13 protein-coding genes are annotated in these 16587 nt (G+C 56.1%); 8 read left to right on the top strand and 5 right to left on the bottom strand.

Annotation, left to right across the window (positions count from 1 at the left end; all coding sequences use genetic code 11):
• Positions 1-38: 38 nt before the first annotated feature.
• From ileS to TH2_RS04970, 7 genes are all read left to right on the top strand, one after another.
• On the top strand, positions 39-2876 hold the full coding sequence (ileS, locus tag TH2_RS04940; protein ID WP_008889303.1) for an isoleucine--tRNA ligase: 2838 nt from the start codon (positions 39-41) through the stop codon (positions 2874-2876).
• A 65-nt stretch (positions 2877-2941) separates the two neighbouring features.
• On the top strand, positions 2942-3415 hold the full coding sequence (gene lspA / locus TH2_RS04945; protein ID WP_008889304.1) for a signal peptidase II: 474 nt from the start codon (positions 2942-2944) through the stop codon (positions 3413-3415).
• Positions 3416-3465: 50 nt separating this feature from the next.
• Positions 3466-4047, top strand: a complete 582-nt coding sequence (locus TH2_RS04950; RefSeq protein WP_008889305.1) for a DUF3035 domain-containing protein — start codon at positions 3466-3468, stop codon at positions 4045-4047.
• 455 nt (positions 4048-4502) lie between these two features.
• Entirely contained in the window at positions 4503-5924 is a 1422-nt protein-coding gene (locus TH2_RS04955) for a M16 family metallopeptidase (protein ID WP_008889307.1), read from the top strand.
• Between the two features lies 1 nt (position 5925).
• Positions 5926-7257 (top strand): M16 family metallopeptidase, encoded by a 1332-nt coding sequence (locus tag TH2_RS04960; RefSeq protein ID WP_008889308.1) that lies wholly within the window; start codon positions 5926-5928, stop codon positions 7255-7257.
• A gap of 108 nt (positions 7258-7365) precedes the next feature.
• Positions 7366-9288, top strand: a complete 1923-nt coding sequence (mutL, locus tag TH2_RS04965) for a DNA mismatch repair endonuclease MutL (protein WP_008889309.1) — start codon at positions 7366-7368, stop codon at positions 9286-9288.
• Positions 9289-9296: 8 nt separating this feature from the next.
• Positions 9297-9812 (top strand): GNAT family N-acetyltransferase, encoded by a 516-nt coding sequence (locus tag TH2_RS04970; protein WP_008889310.1) that lies wholly within the window; start codon positions 9297-9299, stop codon positions 9810-9812.
• On the opposite strand, the gene TH2_RS20465 is transcribed toward TH2_RS04970, so the two are convergent.
• The 4 genes from TH2_RS20465 to TH2_RS04990 all read right to left on the bottom strand — a co-directional run bounded on the left by TH2_RS20465 (position 9809) and on the right by TH2_RS04990 (position 14340).
• Complete coding sequence (locus tag TH2_RS20465; protein ID WP_008889311.1) at positions 9809-11185, bottom strand: pentapeptide repeat-containing protein; 1377 nt, start codon at positions 11183-11185, stop codon at positions 9809-9811. The two genes, TH2_RS04970 and TH2_RS20465, sit on opposite strands and share 4 nt — an antisense overlap.
• A gap of 61 nt (positions 11186-11246) precedes the next feature.
• Positions 11247-12182, bottom strand: a complete 936-nt coding sequence (locus TH2_RS04980; protein WP_081579271.1) for an OmpA family protein — start codon at positions 12180-12182, stop codon at positions 11247-11249.
• A gap of 44 nt (positions 12183-12226) precedes the next feature.
• A complete protein-coding gene (locus TH2_RS04985) occupies positions 12227-12997 on the bottom strand; it encodes a motility protein A (protein ID WP_040822872.1) in 771 nt (256 codons plus the stop codon).
• A gap of 491 nt (positions 12998-13488) precedes the next feature.
• The gene (locus TH2_RS04990) at positions 13489-14340 is read right to left on the bottom strand and encodes a GNAT family N-acetyltransferase (protein ID WP_040822875.1); all 852 of its coding nucleotides are present in this window, start codon (positions 14338-14340) and stop codon (positions 13489-13491) included.
• Between the two features lie 186 nt (positions 14341-14526).
• Between TH2_RS04990 and TH2_RS04995 the strand changes: the two genes are divergently transcribed.
• Positions 14527-15594, top strand: coding sequence for a siderophore-interacting protein (locus TH2_RS04995; protein ID WP_008889315.1), 1068 nt, complete (start codon positions 14527-14529; stop codon positions 15592-15594).
• A 25-nt stretch (positions 15595-15619) separates the two neighbouring features.
• Here the strand turns inward: TH2_RS04995 and TH2_RS05000 are convergent, their stop codons facing one another.
• Positions 15620-16561 carry a hypothetical protein gene (locus TH2_RS05000; protein WP_008889316.1) on the bottom strand — a complete coding sequence of 314 codons (942 nt, stop codon included), beginning with the start codon at positions 16559-16561 and terminating at the stop codon, positions 15620-15622.
• Between the last annotated feature and the right edge of the window lie 26 nt (positions 16562-16587).

Here is a 16587-nt window from a genome sequence, read left to right on the forward strand (position 1 = left end):
CGCCCTTTTAATTTGTTCAAGACGACAGGACCGTCACGATGAGTGTCGAATACAAGAAAACCGTTATCCTGCCCAAGACCGATTTCCCGATGCGGGCGGGTTTGCCAAAGATGGAGCCCACCCTGCTCGAGCAGTGGAAAAACGAGGACCTCTACGGCAAAATTCGCGGTATTTCGTCCGATCGTGAAATGTTTGTCCTCCATGATGGCCCGCCCTATGCGAACGGCCACCTGCATATTGGTCATGCGCTGAACAAGATCCTTAAAGACGTCATCACCCGTTCGCAGCAGATGCTGGGCAAGAACGCGGTATACGTTCCGGGTTGGGACTGCCACGGCCTTCCGATTGAATGGAAGATCGAAGAACAGTATCGCGCCAAGGGCAAAAACAAGGACGATGTTCCGATTGCCGAATTCCGGAAGGAATGCCGCGAGTTCGCCCAGAAATGGCTTGATATTCAGCGCGAAGAATTCAAACGCCTTGGCGTAATGGGCGACTGGGACAATCCCTATGTCACCATGGATTACAAGGCCGAGGCATCGATTGCCCGTGAACTTGGCAAGTTCCTGATGAACGGTTCGCTCTATATGGGCTCCAAACCGGTCATGTGGTCGGTGGTGGAAAAAACCGCCCTTGCCGAGGCCGAAGTCGAATATCACGACCATACCTCGAAAACGATCTATGTCCGTTTTCCGGTTACCGAGACCAAGGTTGATCTGCTTAAAGATGCCACCATCGTCATCTGGACCACGACCCCTTGGACCATTCCGGGCAACCGCGCGATTTCGTATGGCGAAGACATCGAATATTCCGTCATCGAAGTCACCGAAACCGCCGAAGAAGCCTGGTCGAAGGTCGGCGAAAAGATGGCGGTCTGTACTGATCTTCTTGAAGATCTTTGCAAAAACGGTCGCATTACGGGCCACAAGGTTGTTGGCACCTTCAAGGGTTCTGACCTTGAAGGCACGCTTGCTGCCCATCCATTCCGCGGGCAGGGTTATGACTTTGATGTGCCGCTTCTGGCGGCTGATTATGTCACGACCGATACCGGTACCGGCTTTGTCCATACCGCACCGACCCACGGCCCGGACGATTACCAGACCGGTCTGAAATACGGTCTGGAAGTGCCGGAAATGGTCGATGGCGACGGTGCCTATTATCAGACCGTGCCGCTGTTTGCCGGTGAACGTATTTATGATGAAAACGGCAAGGAAGCCGGTGCCAACGAAGCTGTCATTGCCAAGCTGATCGAAGTTGGTGCGCTGCTGTCGCGCGGCCGTCTCAAGCACTCCTATCCGTGCTCCTGGCGATCCAAGGCGCCGGTGATCTATCGCACCACACCGCAGTGGTTCATTTCCATGCAGGATAATGACCTGCGTGAAAAGGCGCTTAAGGCGATTGATGAAACCCGCTTTGTGCCGGAAGCCGGTCGCAACCGTCTGCATTCCATGATCGCCAACCGCCCGGACTGGTGCGTATCGCGCCAGCGCGCATGGGGCGTGCCGATCACGGTGTTCATTGAAAAAAGCACCCGGCAGCCGCTGCGTGATCAGGAAGTCCTTGATCGCGTGTACGAAGCCTTCTGCGAAGAAGGGGCAGACGCGTGGTTCACCCGCGATGCACAGTATTTCCTTGGCGACAAATACAACGCCGATGATTTCGAACAGGTCACGGACGTGCTTGACGTCTGGTTTGATTCCGGTTCGACCCACGCCTTCGTGCTTGAAGAACGTCAGGACCTGAAATGGCCGGCGGATCTGTACCTCGAAGGATCGGACCAGCACCGCGGCTGGTTCCACAGCTCTTTGCTGGAATCCTGTGGCACCCGTGGTCGCGCCCCGTACGAAGCGGTTCTGACCCATGGCTTCGTTCTTGATGGCGAAGGCCGCAAGATGTCGAAATCGCTTGGCAATGTGATTGCGCCGAACGATGTCATCGACAAGCTTGGTGCCGATATCCTGCGTCTGTGGGTGGTGAGCTCGGACTATCATGATGATCTGCGCATCAGCCATGAAATCATCCAGCGCCATTCGGATATCTATCGTCGCCTGCGTAACACGCTGCGCTTCCTGCTGGGCAACCTCGCCGAATTCAGCGAAGACGAAAAAGTCGCAGACAGTGAACTGCCGGAACTTGAACGTTGGGTTCTGCATCGTCTGAGCCACCTTGACGACATGGTGCGCAAGACGACGGCGGATTACGACTTCCACAGCATGTTTATCGAACTGCATAACTTCTGCGCGCTTGATATGTCGGCGTTCTATCTGGATATCCGCAAGGACGCGCTTTATTGCGACGCGCCAAGCAGCCTGCGCCGCCGTGCGGCCCGCACGGTCATGGATCGCGTGTTTGATTGCCTTGTGCGTTGGTTGGCACCGGTTCTGTGCTTTACCGCCGACGAAGCATGGCGTGCCCGTTATGGCGCAGACAGCTCGGTGCATGCAGAAACCTTCAACACGGTTTCGGATGGCTGGAAAGACGATGCACTGGCAACCAAATGGGCCAAAATCCGCAAGCTGCGTCGTGTTGTTACCGGGGCGCTTGAACTTGAACGCGCGGAAAAACGTATCGGCGCAAGCCTTGATGCCGCACCGAAGGTTTATGCAGCCGCCGATTATGTTGAAGCATTGGCTGGCCTTAATCTTGCCGAAATCGCCATTACATCTGACATCGAACTGATCACGGGTGACGCACCGGACGGTGCCTATACCCTTGATGATGTTGCTGGTGTCGGTGTTGTGCCGGCACTGGCAGAAGGTGCGAAATGCGAACGTTGCTGGCAGACCCTGCCGGAAGTTGGCAGCCACGCTGAACATAAAACCGTTTGTAACCGCTGTGCGGATGCCGTTGATGAAATGGGAATTGCTGCCGAGTAACGGTGGCGTTCGGGGACGCCCTGCCAGTTGGCAGGGCTAGTGCCCTTCAGTCAGAAAGAGTGTTTATGAAACATCGTGCCTTTGTGTTTGGTCTGGTCGTCATTGCAATCGTGTTTGGTGTCGACCAGTGGACCAAGGCGCTTGCCATTGATGGTCTGTCTAACCCACTTCGCGTAATTGAAGTGACGCCGTTCATGAACTTTGTTCTGGCCTGGAACCCGGGTGTTTCGTTTGGCCTGTTTCAGGGGCAGGCACCCTGGGTGATGATTGCGGTGACCGCTGCCATCACCATTGGCTTTGGCATCTGGATGTGGCGCACGCGCGATTCCATGTTGCGTTTTGCCCTGGCAATGATCATCGGCGGCGCGATTGGCAATCTGGTAGATCGTCTGCGCCACGGGGCTGTGACCGACTTCATTGATCTGCATGTTGCGGGTTATCACTGGCCGGTATTCAATATTGCCGATAGTGCAATCACGGTTGGTGCGGCGCTACTGTTGATCGATTCCCTTTTTGGCGGTAAAAAATCTACCAGATGAATTTTGGCCGGGCGAACATGGTCCGGTTTTGAAGTGGTAATGAGGCACAAATGGCCCGGAAACTGACGACCAATATTTTCAAAATTGCATTGCTGGGCGGACTTGCGCTTGGCGTTTCCGGTTGTGAATCAACACGTGAAACCTTTGGCCTGAACAAACAGTCGCCCGACGAGTTTGCGGTTGTTTCGCGCGCCCCGCTCAGCCTGCCGCCTGATTTTACGCTGCGTGTTCCCGATCCGGGCGCACCGCGCCCGCAGACCGGTTCGACCACCGATCAGGCGCGTCGTATTCTGGTGGGTGAAGACCCCAACGTTGTAAAACGTGACATCACTGAGGGCACGCGCAGCAAGGGTCAGGTTGCCCTTCTTTCGGCATCCGGTGCGCAATATGCCGATCCGGAAATCCGCAACACGGTGGATCGTGAAACCTCGATCTTTATTTCCGAAAGCGAAGGCGTCGTCGACGATCTGCTGTTCTGGCAGGAAAAGCAGGAATTTGGCTCCGTGGTTGACCCGGCGGCAGAGGCCAAACGTATCCGCGATCAGCAGGCGCTTGGTGACAGCGTCGCTGGCGGTGCCGATACTCCTGTGATTGAACGCAAACAGAAGGGCTGGCTGGAAGATATCTTCTAAGGCCTCGCGCCCGGTATTGCGACCACACGACAATTTGATGAGTCAGGGTCCAAACTCATTCACATAATCGTCCCGGTCGCCCGGATTTGTGCGGATACACGAAGCAAAACCGCAGGAAGATCTACATCTTGCAAGGTTTTGCGACAAAGTAGCCCGTGCAAATCCGGGTGATCCGGAGGACAACTGATATGAGAGAAAGCCTCTGCGTCAAATCCCTTGACCGGGGATCACCCCGATCTGCGGGCTTTTCCTAGTTTTTTCTCTCATATCAGTTGCCGGGGCGGTCATGTGAATGAGTTTGGACCCTGAGACAAGGGCGCGATGGTTTCGCGCCCTTGTTCTGTCATATTCGGTTTTTAAGAAATGTCTGTTGAATGCGCTCGCCCTGTTGTGGATCCGCCGCATTCATGCCCCCTCTTTGCTCAACCATACCTGAATTGGAATGGGACGCCACAATGACAATTCCTGAAACTTTCCGATCCAAGACGCGCAGCTTCTTGCCTGCGATCTTGTTGGCCGCACTTACCCTGGCGCTTGCGCCGGGCCTGTCACGTGCGGCGGTATTCAGTCCGCAAACCGCAACCCTTGATAACGGGATTCAGGTCGTGCTGGTGGAAAATCACCGTGCGCCGGTCGTTACCCATATGGTCTGGTACAAGGTCGGCTCGGCCGACGAGCCCCAAGGTGTATCGGGCATCGCCCATTTCCTTGAACATCTGATGTTCAAGGGGACCGATAATATGGCGCCGGGCGACTTTTCAAAGATAGTTGCGCGCAATGGCGGCAATGACAACGCCTTCACCAGTTGGGACTATACCGGATATTTCCAGAACATCGCACGAGACCGGCTTGATCTGGTTATGGAGATGGAAGCCGACCGCATGACCAATCTGAAACTCTCAGACGATGTGGTTCTGCCCGAACGCGATGTGATCATCGAAGAACGCCGGTCTAGGCTTGATACCAGCCCGGGGGCGCTTTTGGGCGAACAGATGCGGGCAAGCCTTTATATGGCGCACCCCTATGGGCGTTCGATTATCGGCTGGTTAAACGAGATGGAAACCCTTTCCACCGAAGACGCGCTTGATTTCTATCACGACTGGTATGCGCCCAATAACGCCATTCTGGTTGTTGCCGGCGACATCACCATGGATGAATTGCTGCCAATGGCCGAAAAATATTACGGCGTTATCCCGCGCGGCAAGGACATGACCCGCAACCGTGTTCAGGAACCGGTTCAGCATGCCCCGCGCAAGGTCACCATGCGTGACCCGCAGGTCGGTCAGGCATCCTGGTCGCGCTATTATCTGGCACCGTCCTATAATACCGATGCGGCTGATGCCGCACCGCTTGATGTGCTGAGCGAAATCATCGGATCGGGCACCACCAGCCGCTTCTTTAGGGCCCTTGTGGTTGATCAGGAAATCGCATCAAGCGTTGGCACCTTCTACGACCCGGTCGCGGTCGATCTCGCAAGCTTCGGTGTTTATGCCGTTCCGCGCGGTGATGTTGACCTCGCCGACCTTGAAAAGGCGGTCGAGGCCGAAATTGCCAAGGTCGTTGCCGATGGTGTGACGCAAGATGAACTAGACCGGGCCAAGCAGAAACTGCTTGATAGTGCCGTTTTCGCCCGTGATTCGCTATCGGCCGGTGCGCGTGTGCTCGGCCAGTCACTTGCGGTGGGTTTGACCGTGGATCAGGTCGAAAGCTGGCCGGACCGGATTTCGGCCGTGACGGTGGATCAGGTCAATGACGCTGCCAAACGGGTGTTCGATGCCAAGAAATCTGTCACCGGCTGGCTGATGCCGCCCGAAGGTGGCCCGGTCACCGGGGCTGGTGCGGCCCTTCCGATCACCTCTGGCGAAGGAGTGCACTGATATGAACAAGCTGTTTAAACAGATCGCCGGTGTGGCCTTTGCCTCGACACTGGGCTTTGGCTTCGCACAACAGGCCAAGGCGGTTGAAGTTCAGGAAGTGGTGTCGGATGGCGGCATTCGCGCCTGGCTGATCGAAGATCATATGAACCCCCTGATGACCATGGATATCGCCTTTACCGGTGCGGGGGCGGCAACCGACCCCGATGGCAAGCTTGGTCTTGCCAATATGGTATCGGGCCTGATTGACGAAGGTGCAGGTGCGATGGACAGTCAGACCTTCCGGGGCGAAATGGAAAACCGGTCGATTGGTCTTTCATTTGATGCCGGGCGCGATGACTTTGCCGGATCGCTGACCACCCTGACGCGCGAACGCGATACTGCGATTGATCTGTTGCGTCTGGCCCTGTCCGAGCCACGCTTTGATGACGAGGCCGTAGAACGGATCCGCGCACAGGTTGTCTCGGGCCTTAAACGGGCCGAAACCGATCCGCGCGATATTGCCAGCCGGACTTTCTTTACGTCGATCTTTGGCGATCATCCCTATTCCCGCCCGGTGTCGGGCACGTTTGATACCGTGGCCGGGCTCAATGCCAATGACTTCCGTGGTTTTGTCGGCCGGGCCTTTGCCAAGGACAATTTGATCATTGGGGTCGCCGGTGACATCACGGCCGAAGAACTCGGCCCGCTTCTTGACGAGGCGTTTGGCAGTCTGCCAGACCATGCCGATCTTCCGACCATCCCGGATGTGACACCAAAATTTGGCGCACTGGACGTGGTGCAGCAGGACATCCCGCAAAGCCAGGCGATCTGGGGCCAGAAGGGCATCAAACGTCATGATCCGGATTTCTATGCCGCCTATGTGATGAACTACATCCTGGGTGGCGGTGGTTTCTCGTCACGCCTGACCGAGGAAGTCCGTGAAAAGCGCGGGCTGGCTTATGGCGTTTACAGCTACCTTGCCAATCTGGATCATGCCGATCTGATGATGGGCGGGGTTGCCACACGCAATGATGCGATTGGTCAAAGCCTGTCGTTGATCAGCACCGAATGGTCGAAGATGAAGAAGGACGGCATTACCCAGGAAGAACTTGATAACGCCAAGGCTTACCTCACCGGGGCCTTCCCGCTGCGCTTTACAAGCCTTGGCAATCTTTCGGGCATGCTGGTGGGTATGCAAAAGGAAGACCTTGGCATGGACTTTCTTGATCGCCGCAATGACATGGTCAATGCCGTCAGTCTTGATGACGTCAACCGGGTGGCCACCAATCTGATGGATCCGGCCAATGTCACAGTGACTGTGGTGGGCAAGCCCGAAGGTGATCTGGCCTTCTGATCGCAGACCAGACCTTAAATGTCACAAAGCGCGGTGAAAGGGATTTCGCCGCGCTTTGTGCTTTGATAGGTTCATCTCAACCAAATAAACATCACGAGCATTGCCTTCATGACCCTGCGCGTCCTGCCACAGAACCTGATCAACCAGATTGCCGCCGGTGAGGTGGTCGAACGGCCTGCGGCTGCGCTGAAGGAGCTGGTGGAAAATGCGCTTGATGCCGGGGCGACGCGCGTTGATGTCAATCTGCGTGATGGCGGTCGCACGCTTTTGTCCGTCACCGATGACGGCAAGGGTATGACGCCCAATGAACTGGCATTGGCGGTCGAACGCCACGCGACATCCAAGCTGCCCGATGATGATCTGTTTAATATCGGTTTCATGGGCTTTCGTGGCGAGGCCTTGCCATCCATCGGATCGGTGTCGCGCATGCGCCTGACCAGCCGGGTGCGGGGTTCTGAGAACGCCTGGACACTGTCCGTTGAAGGCGGGGCCAAGGGCGAACCGGAACCAGCCGCCCATCCCTATGGCACGCGGGTTGAGGTGCGCGATCTTTTCTATGCGACACCAGCCCGCCTCAAGTTCCTGAAAACTGCGCGGACCGAACAGATGTATGCGCGCGAAATCATGGATCGCCTTGCCATGGCGCGCCCGGATGTCGGATTTACACTCAGTGGTGATAACAACAAAACGATCCTGAATTACCCGGCCTGCGAAGGCGATCTGTTTGATGCCCGCCTGAAACGGCTCGGCGCGGTCATGGGCCGCGAATTTCAGGATAACGCGCTTCAGATCGAGGCAGAGCGTGAAGGCATCCGCCTGACCGGTTATGCCGGGGTGCCGACGCTTAACCGTGGCAATGCCCAAATGCAGTTCATGTTCGTCAATGGTCGCCCGGTCAAGGACCGGCTGCTGCAAGGGGCCGTGCGCGGGGCCTATCAGGATTTCCTCGCCCGTGATCGCCATCCGTTGTTGGCTCTGTTCTTTGAACTGACCCCGCGGGATGTCGATGTCAACGTCCATCCCGGCAAGACCGAGGTCCGGTTCCGTGATCCTGGGCTGGTGCGTGGGTTGATTGTCGGGGCGCTCAAACATGCACTGGCCGGGGCCGGGCATCGGGCATCAACCACGGTTGCCGACATGGCACTGGGTGCTGTGCGTCGCGAAGGTGAGGGACCCTCACTTCCGTATGGTGGCGGTCATCGGACGGGGGCGGGTAGCGGGTTTAACATCGGCCAGTATCAGCCAAGCGTACCGGGCCATGCCGCGATTGAGCGCAGCTATGCCGCCCAGGCACCGATGGAAAATCAGGGGAATTATGGCGGCCTGTTTGATCGCGGGCGCGAGTTTGGTAGGCCTGATGGTAGCGCTAACATGGCGGGTGGTGGCTTTGCGGCCGCGGCTGCCCCGTCGGCACGGATTGATAACATCACCGATGAAGGCAAGTTTGTTGATCATCCGTTGGGCGCTGCGCGCGGGCAGGTGCATGCCAACTACATCATCGCCCAGACCCGCGACGGGCTGGTGATTGTTGATCAGCATGCCGCCCATGAACGTATTGTTTATGAACGCATGAAGGCCGATCTGGCCGAAAACGGCGTTAAGCGACAGGGACTGTTGTTGCCCGAAGTGGTTGAGCTTGATGAAGCATCGGCTGACCGTATCGCGGACCGGGCCGAAGAATTTGCCGAACTGGGTCTGGTGATCGAACCGTTTGGCCCCGGTGCCATCGTGGTCCGCGAAGTGCCGGCCTTGCTGGGCAAGGTCGATGTTGGTGCATTGGTGCGCGACATGGCCGATGAAATTGCCGAACTGGGGCAGGGAATGGCGCTAAAAGACCGGCTGATGTATGTCTGTGCGACCATGGCCTGCCATGGGTCTGTGCGATCAGGACGCAAGCTTAATGCCGATGAAATGAACGCGCTTTTGCGTCAGATGGAAGCGACCCCGCATTCCGGGCAGTGCAACCATGGTCGCCCGACTTATGTCGAGCTGAAGCTTCATGACATCGAAAAGATGTTTGGCCGCAGGTAGGAAAGCAAATGGCGGCGATCACGCTTCATATCGCGACCCTTGATGATGCCCCGGCCATCCGTGCCTTGTTTGCGCGGTCTTATGCGACGTTTCTGGCCCCTGACTATGCGCCGGAAGTGCTTCAACGCGCCATGCCGTTTCTCACCTTTGCCAAGCTCGAGTTATTAAGTTCGGGCACCTATTACATCGCCAGGGCGGAGGCCGGTGAGGTTGTTGGCGCGGGCGGTTGGACGGCGGTTCGGCCCGGAAGCCGGGAAGGTGATGTTCAACCGGGGCTGGCCCATGTCCGGCATTTCGCCGTCGATCCCGATCATGCGCGCAAGGGCATTGCCAGTATGCTGTTTGATCGCTGCGTAAGCGACGCCAAGGCATCGGAAAATGTCACGCGCTTTGAATGCTATTCCACGCTCACAGCCAGGCGGTTTTATGAATCACTTGGCTTTCGGGTGATCGGTGATTTCGAAGCGCCTTTTGCGCCGGACTTCCGTTTTCCCAGCCTGCATATGGTCTGTGATCTCGACTAATCGCGGAGTTTCAGGTCGTGGGGCAGGCGGGTATTGGCGTTGACGCGTGCCCGCTGGATTTGTTCGGCAAACAGCCCGCGCGTGCCACTCAGATCCGCATCGCGGAAATCCGTTCCGGCCAGATTGGTGCCGCTCAGATCACAATTGACCATCTTGAGGCCCCGGAAATTGGCATTCGACAGGTCCGATCCCAAAAATACCGTGTTGCGCATCATCGCCTTGCTAAACCGTGCGCCTGAAAGTCGGCTTGCCGCCAGGTTGGCGTTATCAAGATTGCTTTCACCAAAATCAGCGGCAACCAGGTTGCAGCGGCGCAATACCGCATCCTTGCAATTGGCACGATGGAAACTGGCAAACGGCAATCCACACCGGCTGAGATCAATGCCTTCCAGCTCGGCCTCGCGCAGGTCGGCATGTTCGATGGACATCACAGCCCCTTCGCGCCCGCCGGTATCAACCCAAAGCTTGTGACTGATCAACGCCGCGTGCAGGTCAATCTCGACGAGTTCCTCGTCTTCCGCGGCGGTGTCATCCTCGGCCTCAATCGGTTCGTCGGCGGCATCAGATCGCTTGGTTTCGTCACTGGCAACGGCGGCAGGCAGGACTTCTTTGGCAGATTGCAGGGCCTCTATGTTCTGTGCACACGTGCGTTTGTCACGCGCACTCGGAACACCAACAAGCTCGCCATCGCCAAATGTCTGACCGGCCCCATTCAGGCGTGGTCGGCTATCGGCGATGTCGAAATTTGTCGGCATGCCGATGGCAGGCGACGGTTTGGCCGGCTTTGTTTGCGTTTTCGGTCCGGCACCATCGTTTTCCGGTGTTTCGGAAGTCTCGATGCTTTCAGGGACCGTTGCCGTCGGAATTTTTGGCTTTGCGCTCGCGCTGGCGGCACTTGAAGTCGCCAGTTTGGCAAGGTCCTGTGGCCGCGCGGGGCCAAAATAGTTTTCTTCGAGCACGAACCGGCGTGGTTTTTTCAGGACCGTCTCAATGATCTTGGTCAGGCGTTCGGGATCAATCGGCTGGCGAAAAACGCCCTCAATCCCGGCGTCGACCGCATCGCGCATGCCCCGGCGATCCAGTTTCGGCGCGCCGAGCAGGATCGGGACGATACCGCCGTGCGGATTTTCTCGTGTGGCGGCGTCGCGAATGGCGCGAATTGTCGAAATACCGCGGATGCCATCAAGATAAAGACCGATCAGAACCAGATCCGGCTTAAGCTCGGCAATCAGTTCGAGCGTGCGTTCGCGGTCGTCACAGTCAACGAATTGGCCAAAGCCAAAGGGCTCCACCGCCGCCCGCGCTGCGTTGATGTTCCGTTCGCTGTAATCGGCATACAGGATTGTCTTTTTCTTGTTGGCATGGCTCGCCATGATGGGCGGTGTTCCCTTTGCTCACGCGTTTTTTGGATCAGGTCCCGTTGGCAGATTTCTGTCAGGGGCTGTCTGACGGAATGCTGAAAGTACGCCGTGTTTCAGGGGGTGGATTGCTGGTGGCATCACCGGTTCCGGGATTTGCACCTTCATCAAAGTCTTCTCCACCGTTTGACGGGGCTCTGAATCCGCCGCCTTCTGAGGCGCCGTTGGCGTCGTAATTGGTCTCGACCATTTCAATGGTAATTTCCACCCGACGGTTGGTGGCACGGCCTTCGGGGGTATCGTTGGTCGCCAGTGGCCGACTGTCGCCATATCCCTGAATGACCATGCGGCTTGGATCCGTGCCGTTCTGATCGATCAGAAAATGCAGAACCGATGTCGCACGTGCCGCCGACAGGTCCCAGTTCGATATATAGGGAGACGACGCCGAAACAGGAACGTTATCGGTATGACCGGCGACAAAAATTTCGCCGGCCGTCTGGTTGATCACCGGGGCAACGCGGTTCAGGATGGCGGCAAATTCATCTGTCATGCCGGATGATCCGGACGGAAAGGCCAGTTCGTTGGGGAAACGCATGACAACCTCGCCGTCAATGCGTTCCAGCCCGACCTGATCCTGAAGACCCATGTTATCAAGAACCTTGCCAAGCGTCTCTTCAAGCGCCTCGGCCTTTTCTTCCTTGCTGTCGGTTTCGTCGCTTTCAACCTCGGGGGTCTCCACCGGCGGAATTTCCGACACCACGCGCGGGGTATCGGGTGTTGGCGCCCTAAGCGATTTGCCAACGATCGAGCCATCAAGCTCAATCACCCCGGCAAGCTGATCCTGTTGGGAAAAACCAAAGGCCGCCTTGACCGAACCGGCAATCTGTTTGTAGCGGATGACATCCATCTCGGCGAAGGTCAGCAACAGCACAAACAGGACAAGCAGCAACGACATCAGATCGGCGAATGTCGCCATCCAAGCCGGTGCGCCTGCTGCTGGTTTCTTTGCCATCGCCTATGCCCAGTCTGCTGCCTGAATGCGCGCTGCCATCATGATCATGCTCCGCCGTCTTCAGGATCGGCCGGAATGCCACCCGGAAGATAGGGCCCCAGGATTTCCTTCATGACCATCGGGCTCTGGCTTGCCTGGATCTGCACCACGGATTCAATGATCAGCTGTTTGGTGTTTTTCAAGCGATCAACCTTAAGGGCCAGTTTGTCGGCAACCGGAAGCGCGATCAGGTTGGCCAGAACAGCGCCATAGAACGTGGTCAGCATGGCAATTGCCATGGCCGGGCCGATGGCATCCGGGTCTGAAAGGTTGGCCAGCATCTGCACCAGACCAACAAGTGTTCCGATCATGCCAAATGCCGGGGCAGTATCACCGATACCACGGAACATCAGTTCGCCAAGCTCGTCATTCTGGATGGATTTTTCCACCTCGCTTGAAATAGAACTGCGGATGACCTCGCCGCTGTGACCATCCACACACATGCGGATACCGCGCGCCATGATCTCGTTTTCGACTTCAACGCTTTCAAGCCCCAAAAGACCGTTCTTGCGGACGATGCCGGCAAGTTCGATCGCCTTTTCATAGATCGAAAGCGGATCTTCCTTGGGGTTTTTGAACGCAATGCCGATGCCGATCTTGAGCGACTTGATAACGTCACGCATCGGGAATTTGATCAGGGTTGCTGCTGCTGTTCCGCCAAACACCACCATGACGGATGGAAGGTCGACAAAGGAATCAAGGCTGCCACCCATCAAGATGGCGCCAAAAATAACGCCCATCCCGGCGATAATTCCAATAAGTGTCGCTATATCCATGTCGGTTTTAAAATCCGGCCTTAAAACAAGTTCGTCAAACGCATCGGTACCAAGCGGGGCAGGCGATACGTGGCGGGTCATACACTAATTAATGGTCTGACAGACACACAGATGAAATCTGTCTGCTTGAAAGGCTGCCAGATGGAAATGAAACGCGGACTACACTCCTGAAATTGGGACTGTGTTACTGGTTTTCCATATGCTTGCAGCAACTTCTTGCGACAAAGGCCAAAAGCAGGCCACAAAAAGAGCCGCCAGATGATGAAGCTATGGCGATGGTTTAGCCAAGGCTATACTTTTGGCGTTAAATGTTTGTTGCCAGACTTTTGAACAGCACTCAACCCCGCCCTAAGAATAAGTGAATTCTATTCCTGTGGCGGGGCTGTTTGGTTTTACACCAAGCAAGCAGACACAAACAGGACCGGAATTCTGACATTTTCTGATGTTTGCAAGGACTTAACGGTGAAATTTTCCGAAAAATTTGACCGAAACTAGCCCAGCTCGAACGACGAAATCCCGAAAGTCATAGCAAGATCAAGCTTTGGTGCCGGCCCCTTATACATGCGCGCCGTCTCGAACTCCGGCACCATGCCATGGGCCGTCGCCAGATCAACTGCCGCCTGATTGGGCTCTGGCACATCAAGATAAACCTTGCCACCCTGATCATCCCGGCTTTGCAAAAGGGCGTCAAACAGGGTTTTTGCATCCTTGGCATCGGGGGCAAACAGTGGTCCGATCTTGTGACCTTCAAGGCACGGACGGATCACGCCATATGCGCGAAGCCCCATCGGGCCCTTAAGGGCAAGGGCTTTGTGTTTTTCGTTGCCAATCCAGCCACGCAGGAACTCAATCCGGCTTTCAGCGAACAGGTTACAGGTCTGCTCATACGCATCGACAATGGCAATGTCATCGACCGCAAGTGTGAACAGATCATCTGGTGTTTCGACATTGGCTTCAACCACACCGCCATAGCGGATATTACGATGGGCAAACTCAAAACCCGATTTGCGGTAATTGTCCTGTTGATCGACAACGCCATCAAGACCGATGGTTTTGGGAACGCTACCGTAAAGCACCGCTTGCCACAGGCGATAGCCAAGGCCAGACCCGCGACGGTCCGGACGACAGATATAAAAGCCGACAAAGCCAAAGTCCGAGCTGTACTGGACTGCTGAAATGACCGCCGCCAGCCCCTGTTTGTCAAACGCGCCCCAGAACCCTTCCGGGTCGGTGTTGAAAAACACCTCTGCATCTGCAAGGCCGGGGTTCCAGCCCTCTTTGGCGGCCCATTCAACGGCAAGGGGAAACTCGAATGATTTCAGACGGCGGATTTTGTCAGGCATCGCTTTGTTCAGACTTCCAATAAACAGATCAAGGTCGCGCTTGCCGCCACTGACAGGGCAAACGCATGTGCCAAACATCTATCACGCACCGCTAAAATCAATGATAATTTTTATTGAGAATGCCTATCATTGTTATTATTACAGACAAACACATCTTGTCCGCGCCCCCTTTATCCGAGAGCCCCCATGTCCACATCGCTTCTGACGGCCAAAACGCGTATCGCACTTCCAGACAGTGCCGCCCTGATCAAACAGGCCGCCGCGTTCTATCGTGAACATGATTGTGAGGTCACAGGGGATGGGGATCAAACGCGGATTTCGGTTTCCATCGGCCATATTCAGCTCAGCAGCACGGAAACCACACTTGAGGTCGAAGTCGGTGCGAAGACCGAGGTCGACGTCATCCAGATGAAGTCGGCGATCATTTCCATCCTGCAGGGGGCTGCACCCGATGCTGACCTTGATTGCCGCTGGACAGGTGCGGGCAAAAGCAACGGTAAACTTCCTAATTTCTGCGAGCTGAAAGTGGGCGAGATCACCGACCTTTCACCGCATATGCGACGCGTGCGCCTTCATGCCAGTAATCTTGATGCCTATGACACGGGCAGCATCCATGTCCGGCTTCTGATCCCACCGCGTGGGCAGAAAAATCCGCAATGGCCGACCCTTGCCGATAACGGCATGCCCGTCTGGCCCAGTGGTGAAAACACCATCGAACAACGCGTTTATACGATCCGTGCAATTGATGCCAAGGCGGGCTGGATCGATGTCGATTTTGTCATGCATGGCGATAACGGCCCGGGTTCGGCCTTTGCCATGCATGCTAGCCCCGGGGATTTGGTGGCGATGACCGGTCCGCTGGGAACCGCATTGCCCGAAGCAGACTGGATGCTGTTTGCCGGCGATGAAACCGCCTTGCCAGCCATCGGGCGTTATTTGGCCGAGATGCCCGATCATGTGTCGGGCCATGCGATCATCGAAGTCGGAAGCAAATCAGATGTCATTTCAATACCCACCAACAGCCAGATACAGGTTGAATGGCTGTTTCGTGATGATCGTCAACCTGTCGTGCGCAGCCTAATTCAGGATGCCATTCGTTCGGTTGAAATGCCCGATGCGCGTGATCGTATCTATTGCTGGGCCGGGGTGGAGCAGGGCGATTACAAGCCAGTTCACACCTATTGGAGCAAAGAGTTGGGTTTGGATCGCGATCGCTGTCTTGCCATGACATTCTGGCGCAAGACTGGTCGCTGAACCAGGGCGCCAAGTTTTTGTGCAATCAGTTCGCCCTGATATTTGCCACCGACTGATGCAATTCGGGGGCAAAATGCGCGATTGCGTCATCCAGTGCGATCAGAATGTCGCCAGCAAGGCTGTTACTTTTCGTCTCCGTTCCTTGGTCGACCGCTTGGCGCAGTTCAGTAATGGCGCGGATCAGTTCACGATTTGTCGGGGTAACGGCAGTGGCAATTAATTGTGCCCGCTTGCCGATTTGTTGGCGGACTGTCTGGAATGCCGCCATTTCGTCCTTGGCACTGAACGGCACCATTTGGTCAGGTGTTTCAAGGGCATGCCTCAGCGACAAACCGACCATGTGGCTGCGCTCAGCGAACAGGGCGGAGGTAATCACTCGAAAGGCCGCGATATCAGCCGCCAGCGCATTGCGGTTCTGTGCATTCGCCAGATATTCAAAAGCCGAGAGGTCTGCTTCGAGTTCGTCCTGATGGTCTTTTAGCTCATCACCGCCAAAGTGATCGGGCTGGCAATGGCGCACCTCATGAAAGATCAGCCAGCGAAAGGTCAGGTCAGAATTACTGGCATAGCTAAGCTTTGTGCCAAACCAGTTGCGCATCAGTTCGGCAAAGATTTCGGTATGGCTTTCAGGGGTGATTTTGGCCGGGATGAATATCCGGCATATAGCCAATGCGTCATCCCCTTTCCGTCCGGTAACGGTGAAGGGCGACCGCGGCAGTTTGGCAAAGGTCTCATCCGGGTTCTTGATATTGCCAAGGCCAAGTGCGTTGTCGATCTGTCTTAAAAAGTCTTCCCGTCCGTCAAAGACTAACAGCTCGATATCGCCAAGCTCGCGGATTTCCGCTGCCAGGTTAGCAGTGGTTGCTGTGGGCTCGGCCGCCTGTGCGCAGTTGGCCCCGGCACTGGCCAAAACCAGCGTCGCGATCAGGCCAATCCGCTGAAGGGTTGTTTGGGCCAATGCAATCATAGGATCACTATGCCCGTGCTTGCACA

It is taken from the genome of Thalassospira profundimaris WP0211, assembly GCF_000300275.1.
Taxonomy (GTDB): Bacteria; Pseudomonadota; Alphaproteobacteria; order Rhodospirillales; family Thalassospiraceae; genus Thalassospira; species Thalassospira profundimaris.

Excerpts from the sequence above, each read along its gene's own strand:
- TH2_RS04985 (WP_040822872.1), bottom strand. The coding sequence starts at position 12,997 with ATGGATATAGCGACACTTATTGGAATTATCGCCGGGATGGGCGTTATT.
- TH2_RS04950 (WP_008889305.1), top strand. The coding sequence starts at position 3,466 with ATGGCCCGGAAACTGACGACCAATATTTTCAAAATTGCATTGCTGGGC.
- TH2_RS04995 (WP_008889315.1), top strand. The coding sequence starts at position 14,527 with ATGTCCACATCGCTTCTGACGGCCAAAACGCGTATCGCACTTCCAGAC.
- mutL (WP_008889309.1), top strand. The coding sequence starts at position 7,366 with ATGACCCTGCGCGTCCTGCCACAGAACCTGATCAACCAGATTGCCGCC.
- lspA (WP_008889304.1), top strand. The coding sequence starts at position 2,942 with ATGAAACATCGTGCCTTTGTGTTTGGTCTGGTCGTCATTGCAATCGTG.
- TH2_RS04955 (WP_008889307.1), top strand. The coding sequence starts at position 4,503 with ATGACAATTCCTGAAACTTTCCGATCCAAGACGCGCAGCTTCTTGCCT.
- TH2_RS04960 (WP_008889308.1), top strand. The coding sequence starts at position 5,926 with ATGAACAAGCTGTTTAAACAGATCGCCGGTGTGGCCTTTGCCTCGACA.
- TH2_RS04970 (WP_008889310.1), top strand. The coding sequence starts at position 9,297 with ATGGCGGCGATCACGCTTCATATCGCGACCCTTGATGATGCCCCGGCC.
- TH2_RS05000 (WP_008889316.1), bottom strand. The coding sequence starts at position 16,561 with ATGATTGCATTGGCCCAAACAACCCTTCAGCGGATTGGCCTGATCGCG.
- TH2_RS04990 (WP_040822875.1), bottom strand. The coding sequence starts at position 14,340 with ATGCCTGACAAAATCCGCCGTCTGAAATCATTCGAGTTTCCCCTTGCC.
- TH2_RS20465 (WP_008889311.1), bottom strand. The coding sequence starts at position 11,185 with ATGGCGAGCCATGCCAACAAGAAAAAGACAATCCTGTATGCCGATTAC.
- TH2_RS04980 (WP_081579271.1), bottom strand. The coding sequence starts at position 12,182 with ATGGCAAAGAAACCAGCAGCAGGCGCACCGGCTTGGATGGCGACATTC.
- ileS (WP_008889303.1), top strand. The coding sequence starts at position 39 with ATGAGTGTCGAATACAAGAAAACCGTTATCCTGCCCAAGACCGATTTC.